Here is a 25,685-nt window from a genome sequence, read left to right on the forward strand (position 1 = left end):
ACCACCAACCTTAGTCGCTTGCTAATCCGCCAACAAAGCCAGCAATTCAGCTGTTTTGGCCTGCATTAACGCTTCGTCGCCACGGGATTCTACGTTTAACCTGACCAAAGGCTCGGTATTTGAGCATCGCAAGTTAAACCGCCAATCGGCAAATTCCATGCTCAACCCATCAGTAAAATCAACCTCCATTGCAGCAGCCTCATAATACTGCTGCACTTTTTTTATCGCTTGTGCAGGATCGGCTATTTCACGGTTGATTTCACCACTGGCAGGAAAACTCAACATCCGCTCATCCACCAACTGTGAAAGCTTTTTGCCGCTTTTACCCATCAGTTCAATCACCAACAGCCACGGGATCATGCCGCTGTCGCAATAGGCAAAGTCGCGGAAATAATGGTGTGCACTCATTTCACCACCGTACACGGCATCTTCCAAACGCATGCGTTCTTTAATAAAGGCGTGACCGGTTTTACTTAAAATGGGCAGGCCACCCAAGCCGCTGACAATATCAATGGTGTTCCATGTCAAACGCGGGTCATGGACAATTTTTGCACCGGGATTATGCTGCAAAAACGCTGCCGCCAGCAGACCGACAATGTAGTAGCCTTCAATAAAACGTCCGGTTTCATCAAACAAAAAACAGCGGTCAAAATCACCATCCCAAGCGATACCCGCATCGGCTTGATGTGCCAAAATTGCTGCCACGGTGCTGCCACGATTTTCCGGCAATAACGGATTGGGGATGCCATTGGGGAAATGCCCGTCGGGTTCGTGATGGATTTTGATAAATTCAACGGGCGCGCCAACGCTTTGAAATGCGGTTTCCAACCAGTCGATCACATGGCCTGCCGCACCGTTACCGGCGTTGACAACCACTTTTAACGGCTTTAATTCAGCTGCCGAAATATAGCCCAACAAATGCCGGATGTACGCCTCGCCAATCGTAATGTGTTTGACTGTTCCTCGCACCGCCACAGGTGCGGAAAAGGCATTGGTTTCTGCCAAATGTTTGATGTCATTTAAACCGGTATCGCCGCTGACGGGTTTGCTTTGCTCGCGTACCAGCTTCATGCCGTTGTAATCTTTGGGGTTATGGCTGGCAGTGACCATAATGCCGCCGTCCATTGCTTGGCCTGCGTCCTGATAGGCAAAGGTGGCAAAATAAACCTCTTCTGTACCACACAAGCCAATATCGTAAACATCGACACCGGCATCGTTCAGGCCACGGATGACGGCATCCGCCATTTCATTGCTGGATAAACGGATGTCACGCCCAACAATCACGCGCCGGGGTTGCAAATGCTCGGCATAAGCACGGCCTATGCGGTAGGCAATGTCGGTATTGAGTTGGTCGGGGATGCGCCCACGGATGTCGTAGGCTTTAAAGCAGCTTAAGGTGTCAGTCATATTTGCACTAGGGGGGCTGTTAAAAGCTTATAGTCTAAACCATTTACCGGACAGATTTAGCCTATTCGAATGGGGGTTCAACCCCGTCCCCAAACCTTAAATTTGGAAACGGGGCAAACGTGAGGCTACTTTTCGTTAGGTTGGATCAATCACACCCTTAGCAATCATTCTTAACGCCGTCATGCTAGGCACAAAGAAATAATCACCACCACGCGTTTCGACAAAACGCGGAATATTCGACAGGAAAAAGGGAACTTGATCGCTGTCGGGTTCCACTTGGATGACGGCTTTGCTGGGGCATTTGCCATCGGTATTGTGATTGCCCAAGATAATTTCCTTGTCGTTTCCGGCTTTGAAATCATTGCCGTAATTGACCCATTGCTGTTGGACAAACTCAAACTGGCGGTTAATGTCGGCATTGACCATCATAATGATAATACCGTGGTTGCCTTGATCGCTGCTCGGGTCTTTCACTTCGCCATACGGCAAACCACGACGCAATAAACGGCGACGGTTAGCCAATGCACCCGGGGTATCGAACGCATCTTTACTGATTTTCATCGAACCTGGTTTGTCACCGGCTTCGTGGACCATCTCCAACGATGCCCGCGGGTTAATACGGCGGATATGCGCGCTAAACGGGCATTTGCCGCCACTCATATCGTCATCAAACGTGAAATTGCTGAGCATTTGGTCTTGTTGCAGTTTATCTGCCGCCGCAAATGCTTGGTCGAATTTGGCTTTGCTGGCCTCATCAGGCGCTGCCACCAATGGCGCACCGTTGTCGCGCCAGCGCCCGACAAATTTGGCAGCCAGCAACTCTTTGCCACCAGGGTATTTTTTGCCCTGCTCTTCCAAATAATTTTCAAAGGTGGCGACGTTTTCATGCAGCTTGCGGTAAATAATATAAGTGCCGTTTCGGGACAATAAAACCGGTTCCGGCGCGGGCGGGTATTCTTTGGCCTCGTCAATATGCCCCAGCAAAAATTCGCCGGTTGCCAATGGCGCCCAACTGCCGTCAGGCATTTGCTTACCCCGCCCGTTAAGACGGTCGGCATCGTAAGGCACACCTTCAAAAACCGGATCGCTAATACCATCGGTGTAACCAAAATGCTCTTTGGCGGTGGGCAGGCCGTTTTCCATGACAATTTTGGCATCTTGGTAATCGAGCAATTCGCCGTTATCACCCCGATGCCCGCCCAAAATCACCACGCCATCTTGGTAACGGGCAATTGCCGCCAGCAAATCGGCATACGCTTGTTCCAAAAATGCCGGTGCTTGGGCATTTAAGGTCACGAAGATATGGACATCTTTATCACGCGTTTCGCGGTTACCCTGCCAAATAGGATCCCAATGTTCGGGGGAACTCGGGCCGTCATCGCCAAGGATGTCTTTACGTTCTTTCATACCGCTGACAAATTCAGGGGAAAAACCAATCAGTGACGATCTGGGCAAACCCAAATTCTTTAAACCTTGGTAAGTGAAAGCCAGGTTAAGCGTGCTTTCAGGACGTTTGATCTGCCCCACTGCGTTGCCCCATTCCACTGATGTAGTGACTTTTTGGGTGAGTTCACCCACCAATGCCCTGCCCTTAGCAGGCTCCCTGATGTTTAAAAATACGTAACGCGCCACGGGAAAGCCAAAACGCCCATAAGCACGGATAACGTTGCCCTGAATATCCAATAAATCTAATTGTTGTGTCATGGCAATCCTCCTAGATGCGGTATTGTCCCGCCGACCAAGTGGGTTCGGCGATATGGGTCGGTTGTACACGGTCGGTAAAGGCTTGGAAATTGGCGCGCAGCTGTGCCGCCTCCAAGCCTTGGTTGGCAACCGCAAACTTGGCAAACTCTTGCTTAAGGTACAAAGCCTTTAATTGTTCCGGCAAGGGGTCATCGTTGGAACCGACAAAGAACAACGCTGCATCCAGTTGGCATTTTTTGATATAGGCAATGAATTGCCCGGCATCGCCGACATTGTCAAAACCGTAGCAATGGCTCCAAATGGCTTTGATGTCTTCGCTGATGGCTTCCCACATGCCACGCAAATAGCCATCCAAATCTGCTTGGGAGCCGCCGTAAAAATTGCAGGAGAACACCAAATACCGCGATTTGAGATGGTCTTCTTTAGGCATAGCGTTACGCCTGAAAGTACTGGAAGCCACCGCCAGCAAATCACCCAACAGGCTGCGCAAATCCGCGCCCGGCAGCGATTCGGTGTAAACATCATCCAGCACAAAAAACCGGCATAAATAGGTTTGTGGCACTAAAGCCATCGGACTGTTTTCCCGCGCATTCCAATCTTGCAGCCTATCTCGGATAAGGTCGGCGTAAGCGATTTCATCGGCGGTAAATTCGTTTTTAATCGGTGATAAAACCGTGAGTGCATAGGCGTTGCCGCTGATATTACTGGCCATCTTGTCCCCCTTGTTGCAAATTCCACTCCACGCCTTCTTTGCGCCGTTGTACCTGATACGCCGACATACTGACGATCGGTGTCGGGTACATATCACCTAAATCGTGCTGCAAGCCGCGCAGCAAGGCGTTGTATTGGCTTAGGAATTGTTCATCGCCAACAGATTGGGTGTCTGCTTGGAACTTAATCAAACTGTCTTTTACGGTTTTTGCGCTCTTCACATCATTGGACGAGGCCAGCGGGTAGGCGTTGTAATAATGGATGGTTTCTATTTGGTTGTAGCGGATGTAATGGTGGAAAGGTGTTAACGCAACCGATTTGGGGTAGCGAACGTTCCATTTCCAGAACAAATCCAAGCCGCCCGGAATGGCAAAGGTAAAGGAATCAACATATTGGTTCCAGCTGCCGTTAAAGTTGCTGAAAAACAGCATGTAGTTGTAATACAGCTGTTCTTTGGGTTGTTGGGGGTCTAAATGGGGGAATTGGTCTTTACCAATGATGACCCAACGCGCGTAATGGATCAGCGATAAAGTCTGCAATCCTTGCAAAGCGCTCGGGATTTTAATGGCTATCCAGAAAATAAATTTGTTAATCCAGGCCCTATACGGTTTGATCGGTGTGATCACATTCATCGCATAAGCCTTTCCGGCAATATTTGACATAAGCTCTCCTGTTTTTTTTATTGTGATTAATGCTTATTACTGCGCCGTTTCAACGAATGTTCAAAGAAAAACGGCAGATTAGACTGCATTAGCACCCACGTTGTTGCGGGTTTTGGAGCAAGAAGCGTTATGGTGGAAACACTTCTAATAAAGCTGAACGGCATTGACTGCTTAGTTTGATACTATCGGATCGCTAACTCAAAAATCAACGACACCCGACAGCGCGGAAGGATTACATCATTTGCTTGGAAAAGCAATAAATAAACAAAGGATTAGCGGGGTTATTCTAAAGACCGTAGTGTTTACGCTTGCGCCAGAACGTGGCGCGGCTCATACCCAAGGCCTTGGCTGCCGGATTGATTTTGCCCTGGTATTGCTGCAAGGCTTGGCGGATGGCATCGGCTTCTTGTTCGCGCGGAATGCTGGGCGATGGCGACAAATAGTCGTGAAGCGAAGGTTCGAGAAATTCCGGTGGCAACTCTGTCATACGCAAGGTATTGCCGCGCCCCACTGCGAAGGCGTACTCAATCACATTATGGAGTTCGCGGACATTACCGGGCCAGTGGTAATCGAGCAGAATTTTCATGGCTTGCGGGTCGATTTTTTCGATATGCCTAAAATTGTCAGCATTATGCATACCGATAAAATGCCAGAGCAGCATTGGAATATCTTCGCGGCGTTCCCGTAATGGCGGAATAAAAATAGGTACAACACGCAACCTGAACATCAAATCTTCACGAAAGCGGCCTTGCCTGACTTCCTCGCGCAACGAGCGGTGCGTCGCCGCCACCAAACGCACATCGACATTGACCGATTGCGTGCCACCCACCGGCAGGTAATTGCGTTCTTGGATGACCCGCAGCAATTTGGCCTGCAAATCCAAGGGCAATTCCGCCACTTCATCCAAAAACAGCGTACCACCGTGGGCGCGTTGGAATAAGCCCTGATGGTCTTTAATCGCGCCGGTAAACGCACCACGGACATGACCGAACAGCTCGCTTTCCAGCAAACTGCTGGATAAGGCTGCGCAATTGATCGCTAAAAACGGCGCGTCACTGCGTGCGCTAAGTTTATGGATGGCTTTGGCGACCAACTCTTTCCCTGCCCCGCTTTCGCCACGCACCAATACCGTTGCCGTGGTTTCGGCGGCGTTTTCGATAATTTGGAAGACCGCTTGCATAGCGGGCGAACGGCTCAGCAAACCCTGAAAATTGGTTTTCTTGGCGTAAAGTTTGTCGTTTTGGCTAACCGATGCGGCGTGTTCGCTTGCCAAACAGACCAATACGCCACAGTCGCCGCCGTTGCTGTCGAGCAGATGTTGCACGCTTTGTTTTAGCACCAAGCCATGACCATCGGCATGTGGCAAATGGATGAGTTTTTCGCACCAAACGTCTGCAAACGGTAACGGACAACCGGGCAGACCGGCTTGGCCTAGGCAATCTTCTTGGCGATGACCGGTCAGTTGTTCGGCACCACGGCTCCACAACAACAGACGCCTGTCTTGGTCGAGTACATAAAAGGCTTGTTCAGCAAAAGCGTCCAGAAAAGCTTGTAAAAGCGCATGCCCATTTTCTTGGCTTAGCCAGTCTTCTATGTCAGCCTTCATTAGCCCAGCTCCTTGGCGGCATCTTCTGTGCGCACAAACACCTTGCCCGGTTTTATCTGCTCTAAAAAGTCGGTTTTTTGCAGCTTTTCCAGTACTTTGCCTTTGGCTTCGGAAATGTTTAACGATTGCCCGTTCAGCTGCAAACTGTGGTTGAAATGCCCCAAGGCTTCCAAGGCCGTGGCATCAATATCGTTGACCGACGTACAAATCAGCACCACATGTCGTGTGTTCGGCTGGCGTTTCAGTTCGGTTTCTAAATAATCTTCAATGGAATGGATATTGGCGAAGGTAATGCTTTCGTCGATACGCACCAACAACAAGTGATGCCACATCGCCACGCTGCCAGGCAAATTATGCGTCGCGTCGTTGTCCTGCGGACTGTTGTTGACCACGGCAATATTCGGTTGGCTGTTTTTGCGCAGCTGGCTGCCGATGGTCAGGATAATGCCTAAGGTGATGCCTTCTTCAATACCCAAAACCAAAACTCCCACCAGTGTGACCAATTCGGCAATGCCGTCGCCACGGTCAAAATTCCAGGTGTTGATGATATGCCGCACCCGCACCAAGCGGTAAATCGCCATCAATATAATCGCCGCCAAGGCCGCTTTAGGAATCTGTTCAAACCAAGGGCTGAAGAAAATCACCGACAGCAACAAGATAAACGCCGCGATCAGCATGGACATTTGCGTTCTGGCACCGGCGGAAAAATTGACCATTGTCCGGCTAAAACCACCGGCAACCGGCATTCCGCCTGTTATCGCCGCCGCCAAATTGGCAACGCCCAAGCCGATCAGCTCTTGGTTGGGGATGATTTTTTGCCCGCGCAAGTTAGCCGTCACTTTGGCAATGGCAACACTTTCCACATAAGCAATCAAGGCGATAAAGGCGCTGAAAGGCAACAACACCCGCCATTTGTCAGCATTCAGGAAATCAACATGCAACTCCGGCATACCGGCAGGCACTTTGCCGACCAACGCCACGTGCTGTTGGCCCAAATCGAAAAAACTGACCGCTAAAGTTGCCGCCACCACCGTCAATAACGGCCCGCATTTGCTGATGGCGGTCGTTAAGGTGAGATTGACACGGGCTTTTTTTAATAACGTCGTGACAGGTTTGCCAAAAAACATCAGTAATGCCAGCGCACCGCCACTAATCAGCAACGTGGCGTTATTAAAACCCGCCAGATAAGTCCGGTAAGAATCGACATCCAAGCCACAAGACGGTGTTTTTAATCCCGCCAATTGCGGTAATTGGTTGGCGATAATCAGCAAAGCCGCACCGCTGGTAAATCCTGCCAATACGGGGTGGCTGATGAAATGGACAAGGCTGCCCATTCTTAACATTGCCATCATCAACATGATAATGCCGCTTTCTGCCGACAAAATCAGCGAGCTTTGCACCGGATCGCCCAATGCGCTGACTTCAGGCGCGGACAAGGCGCTGGCGATCATAATGGCGGCAATCGACACAGGGCCAACCGATAGCGTGCGGCTAGTACCCAATAATGCGTACAGTGCGGGCGGCAAAATGCTGGCATACAAACCCAATTGCGGCGGCAAGCCTGCCAAAATCGCATAAGCGATGCCTTGCGGGACCAACAAAATGGCGGTGATGATGCCCGCAAACACATCGCTGCTAAAGTCTTGGCGATCGTAACCCTTAAGCCAGTTAACAATAGGAAAATAGCGGCTGAAGCTAATGGAGGGATAGGTCATGTTGGTCATGTTTTGTGTGGACACAGGAGAACTCCTATAAAGAGGAGAAAAAACTTTTTAGCGTTTGCCAATCCCACAATTCATTGTGGGTTCGCATAAAGCGGATTGGGTTTTCGGTTGTTTTGGCAAGCCCTTAAATTGCCTTTGGACGCCAGCGGCTGACTTAACTGGGTTCAGTGACAGGATGGGGTTTTAGCACCATCCTGCGCCCACTTATCGTTAATCTTTGCTGATAAAACTTTTGGCGTAACTTTCCAAATGTGGAATATCAATGCGTAAACCTTTCAGCATGATATGCCAGTATAGCCAAGGAAAACCGGTGGTTTTACCCCACCACCATAACAGGCGGTTTTTTCTGGGATCAATAAAGGGGAACGATGGCGTGACTTTGCCGCCATAAGCAAATTCCGCCAGCATCACGGTGTTCAGTGAGGTGGTCAGCGGGCAAGAACCGTAACCATCATAGGTATGGCTTAAGGCTTTGCTAGCCATCAGGTTTAAGATGTTATCGACTACTACCGGCACTTGCTTGCGGACGGCAGCAGCCGTTTTGGCATTGGGTGTGGAACCAGCATCACCCAAACCAAAAATGTTGGGGTAACGGTTATGCTGCAAAGAGTTTTCATTCAAATCGACCCAACCGGCGGCGTTTGCCAACGGGCTTTTTTTAATGAAATCTGGCGCACTTTGCGGTGGCGTGACGTGGATCATGTCAAAATTTTTGCTGATCCGCTGTTTGCCGCCATCGGCATCGGTGACTTCAAAAGTGGCGGTTTTGCTGTCGCCGTCAATCGCCACCAAATTGCAATTAAAGTTAGTTTTAATGCCGTAATCGGCAACCACTTTCGTCAAGGCTTTGGCAAAAAACGGTACGCCGAACATGCCAGGGCCGGCGTTGCAAAATTCGATGTTAAATTTATCCAAAATGCCTTTTTTACGGAAACGGTCAGCCGCCAGATACATGATTTTTTGCGGTGCACCGGCGCATTTGATCGGCATAGGCGGTTGTGTAAACAGAGCAGTACCGGATTCAAGGGCTTGGAGGCATTGCCATGTGTATTCCACGGTCTCTGGCGAATAGTTGCTGCACACATTGTTTTTGCCCAAAGTGTCGCGCAAGCCTTCAATTTTGTCCCAATCCAACTGCAAGCCTGGGCAAACCACCAAATAGTCATAGCCGATGGTTTCGCCGGAACGCAGGGCCACCGTGTTGTCGTCAGGGTTAAAGGTTTCGACGAAATCTTTAACCCAGGTGACCGAAGGGTGGATTAAATCCGCTTCTTTGCGGATGGTTTCCTTTAAGGTGTAAGCACCGCCACCGACAATAGTGAAACCGGGTTGGTAGTAATGGGTTTCCGACGGTTCAATAATGGCGATGCCCACGCTGGCGTTGATGCGGCGCATATTGTTGGCGACCGATACGCCCGCTGCACCGCCGCCGACGATCAGCACAGGGAAATGTTGTTGCGACATGTAATCCTCCTAGAGTGTTCTTATGTTGATGGCGGCATTAAAACAGTACCGCCATGATTTTATTGGGTTCAAGAATAATGCCTTATTACATGAACGCTTCCTTTTTTACCTAAATCGGGGGGCGTGTCAACCTCTCGTTTAAACAGCCGCTTTTTGCCACGCTTCAAAACCGCCGGCAATTGACAAAACATTGGTATATCCCAACGTCTGCAAACTTTGCGCCGCCAAAGCGGAGCGGCCACCGGTACGGCAATACACCATGACGGCTTTTGATTTGTCCGCCAATTCTGGCAACGAACCGTATTTAAATTCCAAAACCCCGCGCGGCAACAGCAAGGCATTGTCAATATGGGCGGCGGCAAACTCGCTTTCTTCGCGAACATCCAGCAAAACAATATTGCCTTCTTGCAACAACTGCTGGGCGGTGCTGATGCTCACCTCGGTAATGTGCTGTTTGGCGGCGGCAACCAAGTCTTGCGCTGTGCTTTGCTGACGGACAGGAACGTTGGCATCACGCACGACAATCGCATCTTGGCGTTCATCTTCATCCAATCCGCAATAACGGTTGGCTGGCACGGCTTCATCAATCAAGCGCGGTTTGGGTAAGTTAAGGTTGCCCATAATGTCAATAAACTCCGCGCGGCTTTTGCCTGCCAAACGCGGATTGGTGGTGCGTTCTTGGATAATGCTGCTGACCCAACGGCCTTGGTAGTCGTGACCAGGATAAACCAAGGTCTCATCCGGCAAAGTAAACAGGCGTTGGGTGATGCAATCGTACAACGCACCGGCATCGCCGCCTTGAAAATCAGCTCGTCCACAACCGCCTATCAATAAAGCATCGCCCGTAAACACACGGTCGCGCCATAAAAAGGAAATGCTGCCGGGCGTGTGTCCGGGTGTGGCAATCACTTTTAACTGTTCGCCATTACCAAATTCAAAAATGTCGCCGTCTTGAATCTGAATATCAGCATTGCTGGCACCACACAACTGGCTGACGGCGGTTTGCGCGCCCAAGCGTTGCCGTAACAAACCGCTGGCGGTGATGTGGTCAGCATGGACGTGGGTTTCCAGCGAATACTTCAGTTGCAAACCCAGCCCGTCCAGTAAGGCGATATAGTTGTCGATATGGGTGTTGACCGGATCAATCAAAACCGCTTCACGACTGTTTGGGTCGGCAATCAGGTAAGTGTATGTCCAAGTCTCGGTATCAAATAATTGTTTGAAAATCATGGCAGCCCTCTCATTGTTGTAGGTCATATTCGGTTTTATTTTTTGTATCAGCTTTTGTTATTTTAAATAGAGCAAACGCTGTGCCAAAAAATAAAAACACTTAACTGATTGTTAATATTTAACTTTAATTCTATAAAAAATAAAACGTTTCAATAAATGTTTCAAATAAAAACAACATGTATCATATTTTTGTATCATTGATACAATAAAACAATAACCACCCCCGTTTTAACAACATTTTTAATTCTCAGTTTTTACATCGGATTTAAAAGCTGACACTGTATAATGTGCAGTTAAATTTAGTCCAAGCCCAAGCGCGATTCCCTTAATGTAAACAGGCTGTTAGTGTAATATCGCAGCTGTGGGGCAAGCACTTTCTTATTAATACCAATTTAGGCGTGTAACTATGCTGTTAAGTTTAGACATCAAAAAACAAGGCAATACCGGCACAACGCTGGTTGTCGCCCAACTAATGCTGACCATCATTCACGCCAACCAACAACTTAAGCAGCATGCCAAACATTGGCTAGCACTGCTCTTAATGGCTTTGCCCTTAGCACCCGCACTTGCCGAAGATGCCAGTAGCGTATCGCCCGCCAGCCAAGCGATCAGTAACATCATCAACAGTAACCATCACCCTTATTTGACGCAAACCGACTTTACTAACCGTAAAGACGATTTAGCCGCCCTTTATACTTTGAACAACAACCAACTGCTCTGGCTTAACAATAGCGACACGAACAAAACAGAAGAGTTGCTAAAATTGTTGGCAGACGCGCCCAATGAGGGACTGAACCCTGATACTTATAGCGCCAAAACCTTGCTCGACAAACAAGCGGCGGCACTCACCTTAAGTTCCGATGCCTATCAAGATTTGGCCTTGTATGACACCGCGCTCAGCGTGTCCTTACTGCGCTACCTGCATGACTTGCACTATGGCAGGGTTATTCCCCAAGGCATTAACTTCAACCTTAAGCTTAGGGAAAAAAAGCTGATCGATTTGCCTGATTTGATCTACAACGCCGCAAAAACCAACACGTTGGCACAACTGCCTTCACAAGCAGAACCTAAACTGCAGCAGTATCAAAAACTAAAAAATGCACTGGGCAACCTTAAGCAGCTGACCGGCAAAAGCCAGCCGCTAAAATTAAACATCAGCAAATCTTTACGCCCTGGCGAACGATTGGCGCAGGTGTCAGAACTTAAACAATATTTAGTGGCATCTGGCGACATGCCCGAAGAAACCAGCGCAACGACAGCCGACAAGAGCAACCTGTACACCGGACAAGTGGTTGAAGGGGTAAAAAAATTCCAGCAACGTCACGGCCTAGGCGCAGATGGCGTAATTGGTAAAGGCACCGTCGCCGCGTTTAGCGAACCCCTGCAACAACGCGTTACCCAGCTTGAACTGGCGATGGAACGCTTACGTTGGTTGCCCGAGCTAAACCCTGGGCGCTCCATCATTGTCAACATCCCCGCGTTTCAGTTGTGGGCATTTGATGATATTGAAGTCTTTAACCCAGACTTGACCACAATGCGCGTGGTGGTCGGCAAAGCATTAAAAAACCAAACGCCGGTCCTGATGGCAGAAATGAGCTTCATCGACTTTATGCCCTATTGGAACGTGCCGTATAACATCGTTAAGGAAGAAATCTTGCCGAAGCTAGCCCAAAACCCTGGCTATCTGGCGAAAGAAAACATGGAGATTGTTTCCAAATCCGGCACTTTAGGTGTCAACGCTGACAGCATGGCTTTGCTTAAACAAGGCAGCGCCAGAATCCGGCAACGTCCTGGCGGCAAAAACGCCTTGGGTAAAGTGAAGTTTATTTTCCCCAATAAAGATGACGTCTACCTGCATGACACGCCATCGACATCTTTCTTTAGCCGCTCGCGCCGCGACTTTAGCCACGGCTGCGTCAGGGTTGCCAAACCCGAAGCCTTGGCAAACTTTGCCTTGAAAGACCAAATGACCGCAGAAGAAATCAAAAAAGCGTTGGCAACCCCCAAAAACCAACGCGTCATCCTTAAAAAACCCATTCCGGTGCTGTTCTTCTATTCAACAGCGTTTTTCGACCATGAAAACAAACTGGTGTTTTACCCTGACATTTACGGACATGACACCATACTGATGGAAGCCCTAAAGAAAACCGAGGACTTGCCTGACCAAGCATTTTTTGTCAGCCCCGCCAATCCCGTTGCGCCACTGGAATCCACACCCAAACCGGCTCCAGCGGCTAACAGCCAGCCCGAACAGCAACAACCTGCTGCCAAACCCGCACCTGAATCCATCAAACCATTAGCGGTTATGTAAAACCTGCAACATGCATATTTCATGCATGTTGTAAAAACCTTTACCTAAACAACCAATCAAAGCGCATAACAATGTTTAACAAACATCCTTTTGGCATCATCAACCTAACAAAAGCCCTATTGGCATCAGCTTGCCTGCTGGCCTGCACGTCCTCGCCTGAGTTCATTAAACGGCAAAAGGAACAGATCAAGCTCGCCTATTTACCTGTGGATTTTGGTTTTAAATTTGCGAGTTTAAACAACCTGAACCCGACCTTGACCATCACAGATTTTGACGGCTCCATCATAAAAATGGCTTGGTCTTTTAGTGAACCGGATCTCGAAAAACTCACCGCCTTTCGAACCTGTCTGGAAGAAAGGCCTGTAAAGAAAAAACACCTGGGTGAATCGCTGCGCCAAACCGCTAACGAATGCGCCATTGAGACCCGTATGCCCAAAACACTTGAAAGCAAGTATCCCAACGAGAAAGGTTTTTTTGTGTTGGTCTCGGTCTTGAACAATACAGTGAAGTCTTCTCCGGAAATCCCGATTTATCAATCGGGCAGTGAAGGCCAGTTAGGAGGGAGAATTGAAGTCAATCGACCTTCATCTCGATTAGATACCAACCAATTGGCGAAAGATGGCGACCATTGTTTAGATCAAGCCTTGGCAGGTCGCCTTGTCCAATCTTATTCCGGTCAACCGTCAGGACAAGGAAACTTTGAAATTATCCACAGCTTACAAAGCATAGAACCGTTTATGGAAAGATATACCGAATGCTTTAAAAGCCTAGGCTATGCGGCAAGTTATCAGTAAAACCAAGCAGGCCTTACCAAATTCTGACATCACCGGTATCCAGATGGACAAAATTGGCGTCTGGGTAATAACCCACGCCGCCTTTTCCCATGGCTACGGCAGCATTGCGGATATATCTTGAGGAAACGCCTTCGACGCGAATATCGATAGCACGGCCTTCCATGTGCAGGCTGTGTTTGGCGACGCCGTGGGTTTGTCTGCGCAGGTTGGCATTGGTGTAAGGCGAACGGTAAGCCGAGATGATATGGATGGGTTTGCGAATAGCTAAGGTTTGCTTAAGGTCGTACAACTGATCCAATAAGGTAGGATCAATCGGATGCATTGTCTCGGTGTGGAAGTCGCGCAGCAAGTGGTTGAATTCTTGCAAAGCACTTTTGACATAACGGCCATTTTCAAAATAAACACGGTTTAAAGACTCGCCGGTATTAGGATTCTCCAAAGCCAGTTGCTTTTGGAAACCTTTATGGGCAACAAGGTGTGGCTTGTGGATAGGGCTTGGTTTATGGCTATGACTGGATGGAGATGAGCGTCCATAGACATGATGGACAGCGGCTGAGGCCAAGCTTGAAGATGAACCGACCACAACCAGAGAGCCGCACGCCAGGTGCTTTAAAAATTGTCGTCTTGATGAGATGACGCTGGCTTCTTCAATGTTTACATTTTTAGAGGTTAAGTCATTCATGGCTAATATCCGGTAAACGAGATACTGCGATTGTGGCCTGCCAGCCTTAACGCATCCTTAAGTTTTTACCGTTTTTTATGTGAATTAACTCACATTTACAATAGCAAACCATTTACCAATAAGAAACAATAAGCTAAGCATCTGATTACCATTTACTTATCTGAAAACAAATCACCCCACATTGCATCCACCTTGCTGACCACCTCCGGCGACATGACAATTGTTCTGCCCCATTCACGGTTGGTTTCGCCGGGCCATTTGTTAGTTGCGTCAAAGCCTACTTTAGAACCCAAACCTGATACTGGCGACGCAAAATCGAGATAATCAATGGGCGTATTTTCCAAAATGGTCAAATCGCGCGCCGGATCCATGCGCGTAGTGATCGCCCAGATGACATCTTGCCAATTGCGGACATCGACATCATCGTCGACCACAATGACAAACTTGGTGTACATAAACTGGCGCAGATACGACCAAGTCCCCAGCATGACGCGTTTGGCGTGGCCTGCGTATTGCTTTTTCATGCTGATGACCGCCATGCGGTAGGAACAGCCTTCCGGTGGTAGGTAAAAATCGACAATTTCAGGGAATTGCTTTTGCAAAATCGGCACAAACACTTCGTTTAAGGCCACGCCCAACACGGCGGGTTCATCAGGCGGCCTGCCGGTAAACGTGCTGTGGTAAATCGGCGCTTGCCGCTGGGTGATGCGCTCGATAGTAAAAACAGGGAATTCATCGACTTCGTTGTAATAGCCGGTATGGTCGCCAAAAGGCCCTTCCGGTGCGGTTTCGCCCGGATAGATAAAGCCTTCCAAAACAATTTCCGCACTGGCAGGCACTTGCAAATCGCTGAGCAGGCATTTCGCGACTTCGGTTTTACTGCCCCGCAACAAGCCCGCAAAAGCGTATTCAGACAAGCTGTCCGGCACCGGTGTGACTGCACCTAAAATCGTTGCCGGATCGGCACCCAAAGCCACCGCCACCGGAAATGGTTTGCCAGGATGCACCTGTTGCCATTCCTTAAAATCAAGCGCGCCACCCCGATGCGCCAACCAACGCATGATGACTTTGTTTTTACCGATGACTTGTTGGCGATAAATGCCCAGATTTTGGCGCTCTTTGTTCGGGCCTTTGGTGATGACCAAAGGCCAAGTGATAAGCGGACCGGCGTCTTCGGGCCAACAGGTCTGGATGGGGTAATCGCTTAAATCAATCTCATCGCCTTGCCGGTAAATTTCCTGGCAAGGCGGTGATGTCACCAGTTTAGGTGCCATGTTCAACACTTGCTTGAAGACAGGGAATTTCTCCCAAGCGTCTTTCATGCCTTTGGGCGGTTCGGGTTCTTTCAGATAGGCCAGTAATTGCCCAATACCGCGCAGCTCGTCAACCGATTCTGCGCCCATACCCATTGCCACACGCCTTGGCGTACCAAACAAATTCGCCAACACCGGAATATTGCTGCCGACCGGATTCTCAAACAAAATGGCGGGGCCGCCTTGCTTAAGGACACGGTCACAAATCTCCGTCATTTCCAAATAGGGATTAACCGGTACTTTTATTCGTTTCAGCTCGCCTTGCTTTTCTAGCTGCTGGATAAAGTCGCGTAAATCCCGATATTTCATGCGGTAATCCCGTTGTGTCGTAACAAAGCGTCGGTGTTCGGCTTGCGTCCACGGAATTGCACAAACAATTCCATCGCCTCGCGGCTGCCGCCGGTTTCCAAAATATTGGTCAAGAAAGCATGGCCGGTGTCGGCATCAAAAATACCATTTTCTTCAAACATTGAGAAAGCATCACTGGACAGCACTTCCGCCCATTTGTAGCTGTAATAGCCTGCGGCATAGCCGCCAGCAAAAATATGCGAGAAGCTGTGCGGGAAGCGGTTGAAAGCCGGTGCTTGGACCACCGCCACCTGTTTTCTGACCTGTTCCAGCGTTTCGTAGATACGCGCGCCTTGGGCTGGGTCGTAATCCAGATGGATTTTGAAATCGAACAAGCTGAATTCCAACTGCCGCACCATCATCATGCCGGCTTGGAAATTTTTTGCCGCCAACATTTTTTGGAACAACGCATCCGGCAAAGCTTCACCGGTTTGATAATGGCCTGACATCAAGGTTAAGGCTTCCTGTTCCCAGCACCAGTTCTCCATAAATTGGCTAGGCAATTCGACGGCATCCCATTCCACGCCGTTAATGCCGGAAACGCTCAGGTAATTGACTTTAGTCAACATGTGCTGCAAACCGTGACCGAACTCATGGAACAGCGTCGTCACTTCATCGTGCGTCAATAGTGCCGGTGTGTCGGCAGTAGGTGGCGTGAAATTGCAAGTCAGATAGGCGACGGGTGTTTGTACCGCACCATTGACGATTTTACGACCCACGCAATCGTCCATCCACGCACCGCCACGTTTGTTGCTGCGTGCGTACAAGTCAATGAAGAACTGCCCGCGCAGCTGACCTTCACGGTCGTGGATTTGGAAGAATTGTGCATCAGGATGCCAAGTGTCAAACTCTTTGATTTCGCTGATATGTAAGCCAAACAAACGTTGAACCACAGCAAACAAGCCCGGCAATACACGGGTAATCGGGAAATAGGCTTTCACTTCTTCTTGCGACAGCTGGTAATAATGCTGGCGCATTTTTTCGGAGTAATAGCTCAAATCCCAAGACTGCAAATCTTTAATGCCATAGAACTGGTCGGCAAATGCCTGCAAATCCGCCAAATCTTTACGGGCAAACGGCAACGAGCGTTCCGCCAAATCTTCCAAAAAGCGAGTGACATCTTCCGGCTTTTCCGCCATTTTGGTGCTGAGCGATAATTCGGCATAACTGTTAAAGCCTAACAACAGGGCTTTTTCATGACGCAAAGCCATTGTTTGCTCCATGATGTCAGTATTGTCCCATTCGCCGGCATCAGGGCCGACATCGGAAGCACGGGTTACAAACGCCTCATAAACGGTGCGGCGCAATTCGCGGTTATCGGCGTAAGTCATCACCGCGATATAAGACGGGAATTGCAAAGTCAGCATCCAGCCTTTTTCATTTTCAGCTTCGGCGGTTTGTTTGGCTTGGGCCATGGCGGAATCAGGCAAACCTGCCAAACTTTGACGGCTTTTAATCAGCATGCTCCAAGCATTGGTGGCATCCAGCAAATTTTCGCCAAATTTACTGGCTAGGCTGGACTGCTCCAAACTGATTTCTTTATAACGTTGTTTTTTATCAGCATCCAAGTCAATACCGGACAAGCGGAAGTCGCGTAAAGCATTGTTAATAATCTTTTGTTGGGCGACATCCAACTGGACAAATCCGGCGCTGTCGGCAATGGCGCGATAGGCTTTAAATAAGGCTTCGTTTTGCCCCATTTCGGTGGAATATTCGCTCAATTTAGGCAAGCAAGCGTTGTAGGCATCGCGCAATTCATCGCTATTGCAGACCGAATTTAAATGGCTGACTGGAGACCACGCTTTGCTCAGCTTGTTTTCCATGTTTTCCAACGGCTCGACCAAGTTTTCCCACGTGTAGTCTTGGTTGGCCTGCAAACATTCTGCAACCAACGCGCGGGCTTCCGCCAATAATTGGTCAATGGCTGGTTCGATATGTTCGGGTTTGATTTTAGAAAATAACGGCAAAGCGGCATTTGCCAACAACGGATTGTTCATGTTTTGCTTCCTGATTGATGCGAGGTTTAACGGTCTTCAAAAAAGACAGCCGTTTTCGAAAAGTGGTCGTGCCAGCCGCGCCGGTTCCGATCGAACAAAATCCAGACAAAACCTAAGGCCAGCGGCAGCCATGAAAAAAGGGCGGCAACAAAGCGCAGCAGGGCTTGACCCCAACTTATAGGCTGTCGGTCGAATGTCAAAACTTTTAGTTTCCAAGCCCGTAAACCCAGTGTTTGCCCGCCGTGCGTCCAAAACCAGCCATAGAAAACAAAGCTGACGACAAACAAATACAGTGGGTAGAAAAACTGGTCGGGCGTGAAGGCTTCACCGCGATTAAACGGCAAAATCAAAGCGGTAGCCACAAACAAAACGGCTAACAGCAGGAACAGGTCGTAGGAAATGGCGGCTAGGCGACGCAGCAAACCAGGTGCTGGATGAGTGTTTCCACCTGGCTTTTGCAATGGACTGGATTGACTAGAATTCGGCAAAAATTAATTTTTGAATAAGGCAAGTTTTTGACCAAAATACATGCACATGCCCATCAGGCCTGCGAACATGACTAAAGAGAACAAAAACGGCGGTCTATGGAACAACAGAATGAAAAAATCTGTGGCAAACACGCTGGTCAATACAGGTTGGTCGATAAAACCATTGATAATCTTTTGGAACATAACAACCCCATTAGGCGTTTCAATCACAATACTGGCGTTAAAATAATGGTGATCTGATCTTTAATCTGTTTAAATGCACACTTACTAGCCGTAAAAATCAGAGCGGCAATTCTACTATAGACAAAAGGCTAATGTAAAAGAAAAGAAATTCGCCTCTTGGGTCAGAATTTTATTGGAATGATATGATTAACGTCATTAAAAAACTAAAAGATAAACAGGGTGCAGCAATTATTATCAACTTTTTAAAAAGAATCCTTCCGTCAGCCAACCCACAAGAAACTGTTGAGGCTGAACTGCCTGTTGCCGAAAAATTTAGAATTTATCCACGCTCCGAACATGTCATTTCGCGCTCAAGGATCAGCGATAACGCCTTAAAAGTTTTATACCGGCTGCAAAAAGAAGGCTACGATGCTTACTTGGTGGGCGGTTGTGTGCGCGACCTGCTGCTTGGGCGCGAACCCAAAGACTTTGACGTGGTCACCAATGCCGATCCTGAACAAATCAAAAAAGTCTTCCGCAATTGCCGCATCATAGGACGCCGCTTCCGCCTTGCGCATGTGCATTTTGGCGGCGAAGTCATTGAAGTCGCGACCTTTCGTGGCGCCAGCGAAAATGCCAGTGACAAACAAATACTCGACAAGGAAGGCCGACTGCTGCGTGACAATGTCTACGGCAGCATTGAAGAAGATGTCTGGCGGCGCGATTTCACCGTCAATGCCTTGTACTACAACATCAAAGATTTCTCTGTCGTCGATTACGTCAACGGCATGGATGACCATAAAGCTGGGGTCATGAAACTGATTGGCGATCCTATTGTACGTTTCCGTGAAGACCCGGTGCGTATGCTGCGGGCGGTGCGTTTTGCCGTCAAACTCGGCTTTAACATCGACAGCCAATGCCAACAACCCATTAAAGAGATGGCAGAATTGCTGGGCAGCATTCCATCTGCACGGCTTTATGACGAAGTGCTGAAACTATTTTTATTTGGTTATGCCCTACAAACTTTTGAAATGCTGCGCCATTACGGGCTTTTTCAAGTGCTGTTCCCAGCCACCGAAAAAAGCTTGGGCAGCGAGGAAAACGGTTATCCGCGCCAATTGTTGGTGAAAGCCCTGCAAAATTCCGACAACCGCATTGCCGATGGCAAATCGGTGACGGCTTATTTCCTGTTTGCTTCATTTTTATGGGAACCCGTGCAAATTCTCGCCAAAGAAAAACAAGCGCAAGGCTTGCCGGAGTTTATGGCTTATCAAGATGCCGCCAGCGAAATATTGTCGCAACAAGTCCGCATCACTGCCCTGCCCCGCCACATCAGCTTGGCTATCCGCGAAGTCTGGAGCTTGCAACCCAAATTCAACAGCCGCATCGGCTCCAAACCCAGCCGCCTGATTGGGCATCCCCGTTTCCGTGCCGCGTACGATTTCTTACTGCTACGCGCAGAAACCGGCGGTGCGGAAGCTGAGCTGGCAGAATGGTGGGGCAAATATCAAAACGCGAACGAAAACGAACAACGCAAAATGACCGCGCCGCCACGTAAATCAGCGCACAGCAAGTCAGGCCGCCGCAAAAGCTACCGTAAAAAACCAACCGATAATAACGCCGGAACACCTCCTTAAAACAAACACACCAACCCTAACTTTCGGCCCATCCTTACCGCTTTTACCTAACATGACCCATCCAACCACCGGCACCGTGACTGCTTATATCGGCTTGGGCAGCAACCTTGCCTCACCAGCCGAGCAGCTTATTACTGCCCGAAACCGCATCAATGCAACCCCTGGCATTACCGAACTGGCGTTTTCCAGCCTTTACCACAGCGCGCCCATGGGACCGCAAGACCAGCCGGATTACGTCAACGCCGTCATGGGGATCCTCACCACATTGTCGCCATTAGATTTGTTGCGCAGCTTGCAAAACATCGAACATTTACAAGGCCGCGTCCGCGATGGCGAACGTTGGGGCGCACGCACCTTAGATTTGGATTTGCTGATTTACGGCAATGAACAACTGGATTTGCCCGAACTGACCATTCCCCATGCCGGCATTTGCCAACGCGCTTTTGTGTTGCTGCCGCTGGCTGAAATCGCGCCCGATCTGGTCATCCCCGACAACAGAGCCATTGCCGATTTGCTGAAAAACTGCCCGCCTACCGATATTGAACGGTTAACCGCATGAAGCCCAGCCCAGCCTTAACACTCAAAGACCTGCAGGCCATGAAGCGCAGTGGTGAAAAAATAAGCTGCTTGACCGCTTACGACGCCAGTTTTAGTGCCGTTATTGACCAAGCCGGCATTGACATTATGCTGGTTGGCGACTCGCTCGGCATGACCGTGCAAGGCCACTGCAGCACGTTACCCGTCAGCATCAGCGATATGGTTTACCACAGCCAATGCGTCAGCCGCACCCGAAGCCGCAGCTTTGTCATGACCGACCTGCCGTTTATGAGCTATGCCACGCCGCTGCAAGCCGCCAAAAATGCCGCCAAACTGATGCAATCAGGTGGTGCGCAAATGGTCAAACTGGAAGGTGCAAACGTGGAAACGATCCGTTTTTTGGTGACCCAAGGCATTCCCGTTTGCGGGCATTTGGGGTTGTTACCACAGCACATCAACCAGCTTGGCAGCTACAGCGTACAAGGCAAAGAACCAGCGCAAGCGGAGCAAATCTTGGCGGATGCGCTTGCCATTGAACAGGCAGGCGCACAGCTGCTGGTGCTGGAATGCATACCGGCGCAACTGGCCAAAACCATCAGCCAACAGCTCACCATACCCACTATCGGCATCGGCGCAGGCATCGATTGTGATGGGCAAGTATTGGTGCTGCATGACATGCTGGGCATCACTCCGCACACCGCCCGCTTCAGCAAAAACTTTTTAGCCGATGCACCCAGCATCAGCGCCGCCATCGGCAACTATCACCAAGCCGTCAAACAAGCACAGTTTCCCGCGCCAGAACACAGCTACTAACTCATCATGCAAATCATCCAAACCATTGCCGACTTGCGGCAACAAACCAAAACATGGCGCGCGGCGGGCAAACGCATCGCGCTTGTGCCGACGATGGGCAACCTGCATGAAGGCCATTTGCAACTGGTACGTACAGCCCAGCAACAGGCCGATTGCGTCATCACCAGCATTTTCGTCAACCCCACCCAATTTGGCGTTGGCGAAGACTTTGCCGCTTATCCGCGCACAGAACTGCAAGACCAAGCCAAATTGGCGATTATCCGCAATGATTGCCTGTTTATGCCCAGTGTCGAGGACATGTACGGCACAAACGCCCACACCCAAATTTCCGTCAGTCACTTGGCAAGCTTGCATTGCGGTCAATTCCGGCCCGGACATTTTGACGGCGTTGCCACCGTGGTCTGTAAACTGTTCAACATTACCCAAGCCGATTGCGCCGTCTTTGGCCTAAAGGATTTCCAGCAGTTTGCCGTCATCAAAGCCATGGTTGACGATTTGAACATGCCTATTGATCTGATTGGCGTAGACACGGTACGCGAAGACAATGGTTTGGCGCTCAGCTCACGCAACAGCTATTTACGCGATACCGAAAAACAAACAGCCGCCCTGCTCTACCAAACCTTATGCCAAACCCGCGACGCCATCATTGCCGGCAACCGCGATTATGCCGCCTTGGAAAAACAGGCGGTGGCAAACTTAAGCCAAGCGGGTTTCCAGAGCGATTATTTCCACATTTGCAATAGCCACAATTTGCAAGCCGCCAAACCTGAAGACACTGCGCTGGTGATATTGGTCGCCGCCCGTTTAGGCAGAGCCAGGCTGATCGACAACGTGTATTTTTCCCTTTAAAACGCCAGACGGCTGCAAACACGCCTGCATCTTGGCAATCGGCGCATCATTATTGAACATCACGACAAAACTTACGTTAAAATGCCCGCTATTTTTCCATCATCTGTGGGCATCTCTATGTTGAAAAAATTATTGCTCGCTGCCGCATCGGTCTGCTTAGCCACATCGTGCGTGACCAGCCCCACGGGCAGGACGCAATTTATTGCCATGCCTGACAACCAAATCAACCAAATGGGTTTGCAGGCGTTCAGCACTTTAAAACAACAGAAAAAAATCAGCGCCAATCCAAAATTCAAACAATTTACCCTGTGCATTGCCAACCAAATCACACAAGAAGTCGGCGGCAAATGGGAAATCGTAGTGTTTGAAGACAACTCGCTGAACGCCTTTGCCTTACCTGGCAATAAAATTGGTGTGTATACAGGCCTGATTCGGATGGTCGACAACCAAGATCAACTGGCTGCAGTTATCGGTCATGAAATAGGCCACGTCCTGGCGAAACACAGTAATGAGCGCGCCTCGCAAGAAATGGCCTTAAATCAAGGCATGGGCATTTTGCAAGCCATGACCAACCCGACCACACCAATGGGGCAAACGGCATTTGGCTTATTAGGCGTTGGCGCACAATACGGCGTGTTGATGCCTTACGGGCGCACCCAAGAAAGCGAAGCCGATATGATTGGCGAAGACCTGATGGCGAAATCGGGCTTTAATCCAGAGCAAAGCATTGGCCTGTGGAAAAAAATGGAACAAGCCTCACAAGGCAAACAACCGCCTGAGTTTATGTCCACCCACCCTTCCCACGCCACGCGTATGCAAGACTTGCAAGCGCACATGCCGCAAGCCCTGCAATATTTCCAGCAGGCACAGGCTGCAGGCAAAAAACCCCAATGTTCCAAACAGTAACACCGGCAATGACACCGCATTTACAACACCTACACCCTTATCCCTTCGAAAAGCTAGCCAAGCTGAAAGGCGATAGCGTTCCGCCCATCGACAAACATCACATTGCCTTGTCGATAGGCGAACCGGCGCACCCGACACCGCCTTTCATCCAAGAAGCGTTGGTGGCACATTTGCAAGGGCTAGCCAATTACCCGACCACCAAAGGCATCCCCGAATTACGCATCACCATTGCTGAGTGGCTATCGGAACGCTTCCAAATCCCTGCTGGGGCCATTAATCCTGACAGCCAGGTGCTGCCGGTCAATGGCACGCGCGAAGCCTTGTTCTCATTCGCCCAATGCGTGATCGACCCGACCGACAAACCGGTTGTGGTCATGCCCAACCCGTTTTACCAAATTTACGAAGGCGCGGCGTTGTTGGCAGGTGCGGAAGCTTATTTTGTCAACACCACCGAAGCCAACGGCTATCTGCCCGATTTTGCCAGCGTACCAGCGGACATTTGGCAACGCTGCCAATTGCTGTACATTTGCTCGCCCGGCAACCCCAGCGGCGCGGTGATGAGCGAAGCCAGCCAAGCGCATTTACTGGACTTGGCAGAGCAATACGACTTCGTCATTGCTGCCGACGAATGCTACAGCGAACTTTACGACGATGAAGACCAGCCACCGGTCGGTCTGCTGCAAACGGCCTACAATCAAGGCAACACCGCTTTTAAACGCTGCGTCGTGTTCCATAGCTTATCGAAACGCTCCAACGCGCCTGGCCTGCGTTCGGGCTTTGTGGCGGGCGATGCCGAACTGTTGCAAGGTTATTTCCAATACCGCACCTACCACGGTTGTGCCATGCCGTTGCCCACGCAACACGCCAGCATCCGTGCTTGGCAAGACGAACACCACGTCATCGAAAACCGCCGCCTGTATCGGGAAAAATTTGCTGCGTTCATCAGCATTCTTGAAGAAGCCTGCGACATCAAACAACCGCCCGCCAGTTTCTACATCTGGCTAAAAACGCCGATCAACGACTGTGAATTTGCCAAGCAATTGTTCGCCCACGAAAATGTCACCGTGTTGCCGGGCAGCTACCTGTCGCGCGAATTTAATGGCGACAACCCGGGCATTAACCACGTCCGCATAGCCTTGGTCGCACCTTTAGATGAATGCATCAAAGCCGCGCACCGCATTAAAAATTTCCTTAACACCTTAAAAAGATAACAATGACACAATTAGAAAACATCATAAACACCGCCTTTGAAAACCGCGCCGACATCACCCCAAGCAACGCCACTGCCGAAGTGCGTGAAGCCGTCAATGAAGTCTTAAGCCTGCTGGATACCGGCAAACTGCGCGTCGCCGAAAAAATCGATGGCGACTGGGTCACCCATCAATGGCTGAAAAAAGCGGTGTTATTATCGTTCCGCATCAACGAAAACCGTTTGATGGACGGCGGCAACACCCGTTATTACGATAAAGTCGAATGCAAATTCTCTAGCTACAGCGAAGAAGACTTTGCCGCTGCCGGTGTCCGTGTCGTACCCAACGCCGTTGCCCGCCGTGGTTCTTACATTGCCCCTGGCGCGATTTTGATGCCGTCTTATGTCAACATCGGCGCGTATGTCGATAGCGGCACCATGGTCGATACCTGGGTAACCGTGGGTTCTTGCGCGCAAATCGGCAAAAACGTGCATTTGTCCGGCGGCGTCGGCATCGGTGGCGTATTAGAGCCTTTACAAGCCAACCCAACTATCATCGGCGACAACTGCTTTATCGGCGCACGTTCTGAAATCGTTGAAGGCGTGATTGTTGAAGACGGCTGCGTGATCTCAATGGGCGTTTACATCGGTCAAAGCACCAAAATCTTCAACCGCATGACCGGTGAAGTCACTTACGGACGCATCCCTGCCGGTTCAGTCGTCGTATCCGGAAACTTGCCATCGGCTGATGGCAGCTACAGCCTGTATTGCGCGGTTATCATCAAACAAGTGGATGAACGCACCCGCAGCAAAACTGGCATCAATGAATTGTTAAGAGATTAATCGCACCAAAAACCCAAGGGCGGTGTACTATCGCCCTTAACCCCTAACCCAAAGAGAATCGCCATGAGCCAACCCATATCAACTACCGCTGTCATCTACGCCATTTTGGCTATCGATAGCGAAATTGCCTTACAAAAAGATTATCTGTTCAACTCTGAAGTGCCTAGCGACGAACGTGAAGACGAAGAAGAAGTGCTTGCTGATTTGGAACAAGCCTTTATGGAATTTGTGGACGTGTACAAAGAACGCCGCAAAACCGATAAAGAATTGCCAACCTTAGAAGAACTGTTAAGCAGCCAATTGTAAAA

At 49.7% G+C, this 25,685-nt stretch carries 23 protein-coding genes; 10 read left to right on the forward strand and 13 right to left on the reverse strand.

The window, feature by feature from the left end; translation table 11 throughout:
- Positions 1 to 21: 21 nt before the first annotated feature.
- The 8 genes from ACYQ1O_RS09105 to ACYQ1O_RS09140 form a co-directional block, all read right to left on the reverse strand.
- Positions 22 to 1,407, reverse strand: a complete 1,386-nt coding sequence (locus tag ACYQ1O_RS09105; RefSeq protein WP_459991351.1) for a phosphohexomutase domain-containing protein — start codon at positions 1,405 to 1,407, stop codon at positions 22 to 24.
- 135 nt (positions 1,408 to 1,542) lie between these two features.
- On the reverse strand, positions 1,543 to 3,111 hold the full coding sequence (locus ACYQ1O_RS09110) for a Dyp-type peroxidase (protein WP_459991352.1): 1,569 nt from the start codon (positions 3,109 to 3,111) through the stop codon (positions 1,543 to 1,545).
- A 10-nt stretch (positions 3,112 to 3,121) separates the two neighbouring features.
- Positions 3,122 to 3,823, reverse strand: a complete 702-nt coding sequence (locus ACYQ1O_RS09115) for a hypothetical protein (RefSeq protein ID WP_459991353.1) — start codon at positions 3,821 to 3,823, stop codon at positions 3,122 to 3,124.
- A complete protein-coding gene (locus ACYQ1O_RS09120) occupies positions 3,813 to 4,484 on the reverse strand; it encodes a hypothetical protein (RefSeq protein WP_459991354.1) in 672 nt (223 codons plus the stop codon). The genes ACYQ1O_RS09115 and ACYQ1O_RS09120 overlap by 11 nt, the downstream gene beginning before the upstream one ends.
- Positions 4,485 to 4,770: 286 nt before the next feature.
- On the reverse strand, positions 4,771 to 6,090 hold the full coding sequence (locus ACYQ1O_RS09125; protein WP_459991355.1) for a sigma-54 interaction domain-containing protein: 1,320 nt from the start codon (positions 6,088 to 6,090) through the stop codon (positions 4,771 to 4,773).
- Complete coding sequence (locus tag ACYQ1O_RS09130; protein WP_459991356.1) at positions 6,090 to 7,829, reverse strand: SulP family inorganic anion transporter; 1,740 nt, start codon at positions 7,827 to 7,829, stop codon at positions 6,090 to 6,092. The genes ACYQ1O_RS09125 and ACYQ1O_RS09130 overlap by 1 nt, the downstream gene beginning before the upstream one ends.
- 195 nt (positions 7,830 to 8,024) lie before the next feature.
- Positions 8,025 to 9,278, reverse strand: coding sequence for an NAD(P)/FAD-dependent oxidoreductase (locus ACYQ1O_RS09135; RefSeq protein WP_459991357.1), 1,254 nt, complete (start codon positions 9,276 to 9,278; stop codon positions 8,025 to 8,027).
- A gap of 138 nt (positions 9,279 to 9,416) precedes the next feature.
- Positions 9,417 to 10,508 carry an MBL fold metallo-hydrolase gene (locus ACYQ1O_RS09140; protein ID WP_459991358.1) on the reverse strand — a complete coding sequence of 364 codons (1,092 nt, stop codon included), beginning with the start codon at positions 10,506 to 10,508 and terminating at the stop codon, positions 9,417 to 9,419.
- A gap of 406 nt (positions 10,509 to 10,914) precedes the next feature.
- Here ACYQ1O_RS09140 and ACYQ1O_RS09145 point away from each other — a divergent pair, with 406 nt between their 5' ends.
- Both ACYQ1O_RS09145 and ACYQ1O_RS09150 read left to right on the forward strand, forming a co-directional pair.
- Positions 10,915 to 12,819 carry a L,D-transpeptidase family protein gene (locus ACYQ1O_RS09145; protein WP_459991359.1) on the forward strand — a complete coding sequence of 635 codons (1,905 nt, stop codon included), beginning with the start codon at positions 10,915 to 10,917 and terminating at the stop codon, positions 12,817 to 12,819.
- Between the two features lie 71 nt (positions 12,820 to 12,890).
- Positions 12,891 to 13,613 (forward strand): hypothetical protein, encoded by a 723-nt coding sequence (locus ACYQ1O_RS09150; RefSeq protein ID WP_459991360.1) that lies wholly within the window; start codon positions 12,891 to 12,893, stop codon positions 13,611 to 13,613.
- Positions 13,614 to 13,626: 13 nt separating this feature from the next.
- Here the strand turns inward: ACYQ1O_RS09150 and mepK are convergent, their stop codons facing one another.
- The 5 genes from mepK to ACYQ1O_RS09175 form a co-directional block, all read right to left on the reverse strand.
- Complete coding sequence (gene mepK / locus ACYQ1O_RS09155; protein WP_459991361.1) at positions 13,627 to 14,295, reverse strand: peptidoglycan L,D-endopeptidase MepK; 669 nt, start codon at positions 14,293 to 14,295, stop codon at positions 13,627 to 13,629.
- 152 nt (positions 14,296 to 14,447) lie between these two features.
- Positions 14,448 to 15,917 (reverse strand): 4-hydroxy-3-polyprenylbenzoate decarboxylase, encoded by a 1,470-nt coding sequence (gene ubiD, locus ACYQ1O_RS09160; RefSeq protein ID WP_459991362.1) that lies wholly within the window; start codon positions 15,915 to 15,917, stop codon positions 14,448 to 14,450.
- Positions 15,914 to 17,953: an oligopeptidase A gene (gene prlC, locus ACYQ1O_RS09165; protein ID WP_459991363.1), complete on the reverse strand. Its 2,040-nt coding sequence runs from the start codon at positions 17,951 to 17,953 to the stop codon at positions 15,914 to 15,916. Before prlC ends, ubiD begins: the two co-directional genes overlap by 4 nt.
- 26 nt (positions 17,954 to 17,979) lie before the next feature.
- Positions 17,980 to 18,375 (reverse strand): RDD family protein, encoded by a 396-nt coding sequence (locus ACYQ1O_RS09170; RefSeq protein WP_459991364.1) that lies wholly within the window; start codon positions 18,373 to 18,375, stop codon positions 17,980 to 17,982.
- A gap of 69 nt (positions 18,376 to 18,444) precedes the next feature.
- Entirely contained in the window at positions 18,445 to 18,624 is a 180-nt protein-coding gene (locus ACYQ1O_RS09175; RefSeq protein WP_459991365.1) for a hypothetical protein, read from the reverse strand.
- Positions 18,625 to 18,806: 182 nt separating this feature from the next.
- On the opposite strand from ACYQ1O_RS09175, the gene pcnB reads away from it, so the two are divergent.
- The 8 genes from pcnB to ACYQ1O_RS09215 all read left to right on the forward strand — a co-directional run bounded on the left by pcnB (position 18,807) and on the right by ACYQ1O_RS09215 (position 25,683).
- On the forward strand, positions 18,807 to 20,240 hold the full coding sequence (pcnB, locus tag ACYQ1O_RS09180) for a polynucleotide adenylyltransferase PcnB (protein ID WP_459991366.1): 1,434 nt from the start codon (positions 18,807 to 18,809) through the stop codon (positions 20,238 to 20,240).
- Positions 20,241 to 20,292: 52 nt separating this feature from the next.
- Positions 20,293 to 20,799: a 2-amino-4-hydroxy-6-hydroxymethyldihydropteridine diphosphokinase gene (gene folK, locus ACYQ1O_RS09185; protein WP_459991367.1), complete on the forward strand. Its 507-nt coding sequence runs from the start codon at positions 20,293 to 20,295 to the stop codon at positions 20,797 to 20,799.
- Entirely contained in the window at positions 20,796 to 21,590 is a 795-nt protein-coding gene (gene panB / locus ACYQ1O_RS09190) for a 3-methyl-2-oxobutanoate hydroxymethyltransferase (protein WP_459991368.1), read from the forward strand. Before folK ends, panB begins: the two co-directional genes overlap by 4 nt.
- 6 nt (positions 21,591 to 21,596) lie before the next feature.
- Positions 21,597 to 22,439 (forward strand): pantoate--beta-alanine ligase, encoded by an 843-nt coding sequence (gene panC, locus ACYQ1O_RS09195; protein ID WP_459991369.1) that lies wholly within the window; start codon positions 21,597 to 21,599, stop codon positions 22,437 to 22,439.
- A gap of 117 nt (positions 22,440 to 22,556) precedes the next feature.
- A complete protein-coding gene (locus ACYQ1O_RS09200; protein WP_459991370.1) occupies positions 22,557 to 23,345 on the forward strand; it encodes a M48 family metallopeptidase in 789 nt (262 codons plus the stop codon).
- An 8-nt stretch (positions 23,346 to 23,353) separates the two neighbouring features.
- Entirely contained in the window at positions 23,354 to 24,556 is a 1,203-nt protein-coding gene (dapC, locus tag ACYQ1O_RS09205; RefSeq protein ID WP_459991454.1) for a succinyldiaminopimelate transaminase, read from the forward strand.
- 2 nt (positions 24,557 to 24,558) lie between these two features.
- Complete coding sequence (dapD, locus tag ACYQ1O_RS09210; RefSeq protein WP_459991371.1) at positions 24,559 to 25,377, forward strand: 2,3,4,5-tetrahydropyridine-2,6-dicarboxylate N-succinyltransferase; 819 nt, start codon at positions 24,559 to 24,561, stop codon at positions 25,375 to 25,377.
- Between the two features lie 63 nt (positions 25,378 to 25,440).
- Positions 25,441 to 25,683: a hypothetical protein gene (locus ACYQ1O_RS09215; RefSeq protein WP_459991372.1), complete on the forward strand. Its 243-nt coding sequence runs from the start codon at positions 25,441 to 25,443 to the stop codon at positions 25,681 to 25,683.
- The last annotated feature ends 2 nt before the right edge of the window (positions 25,684 to 25,685 follow it).

This window comes from Methylosoma difficile, from assembly GCF_054657615.1.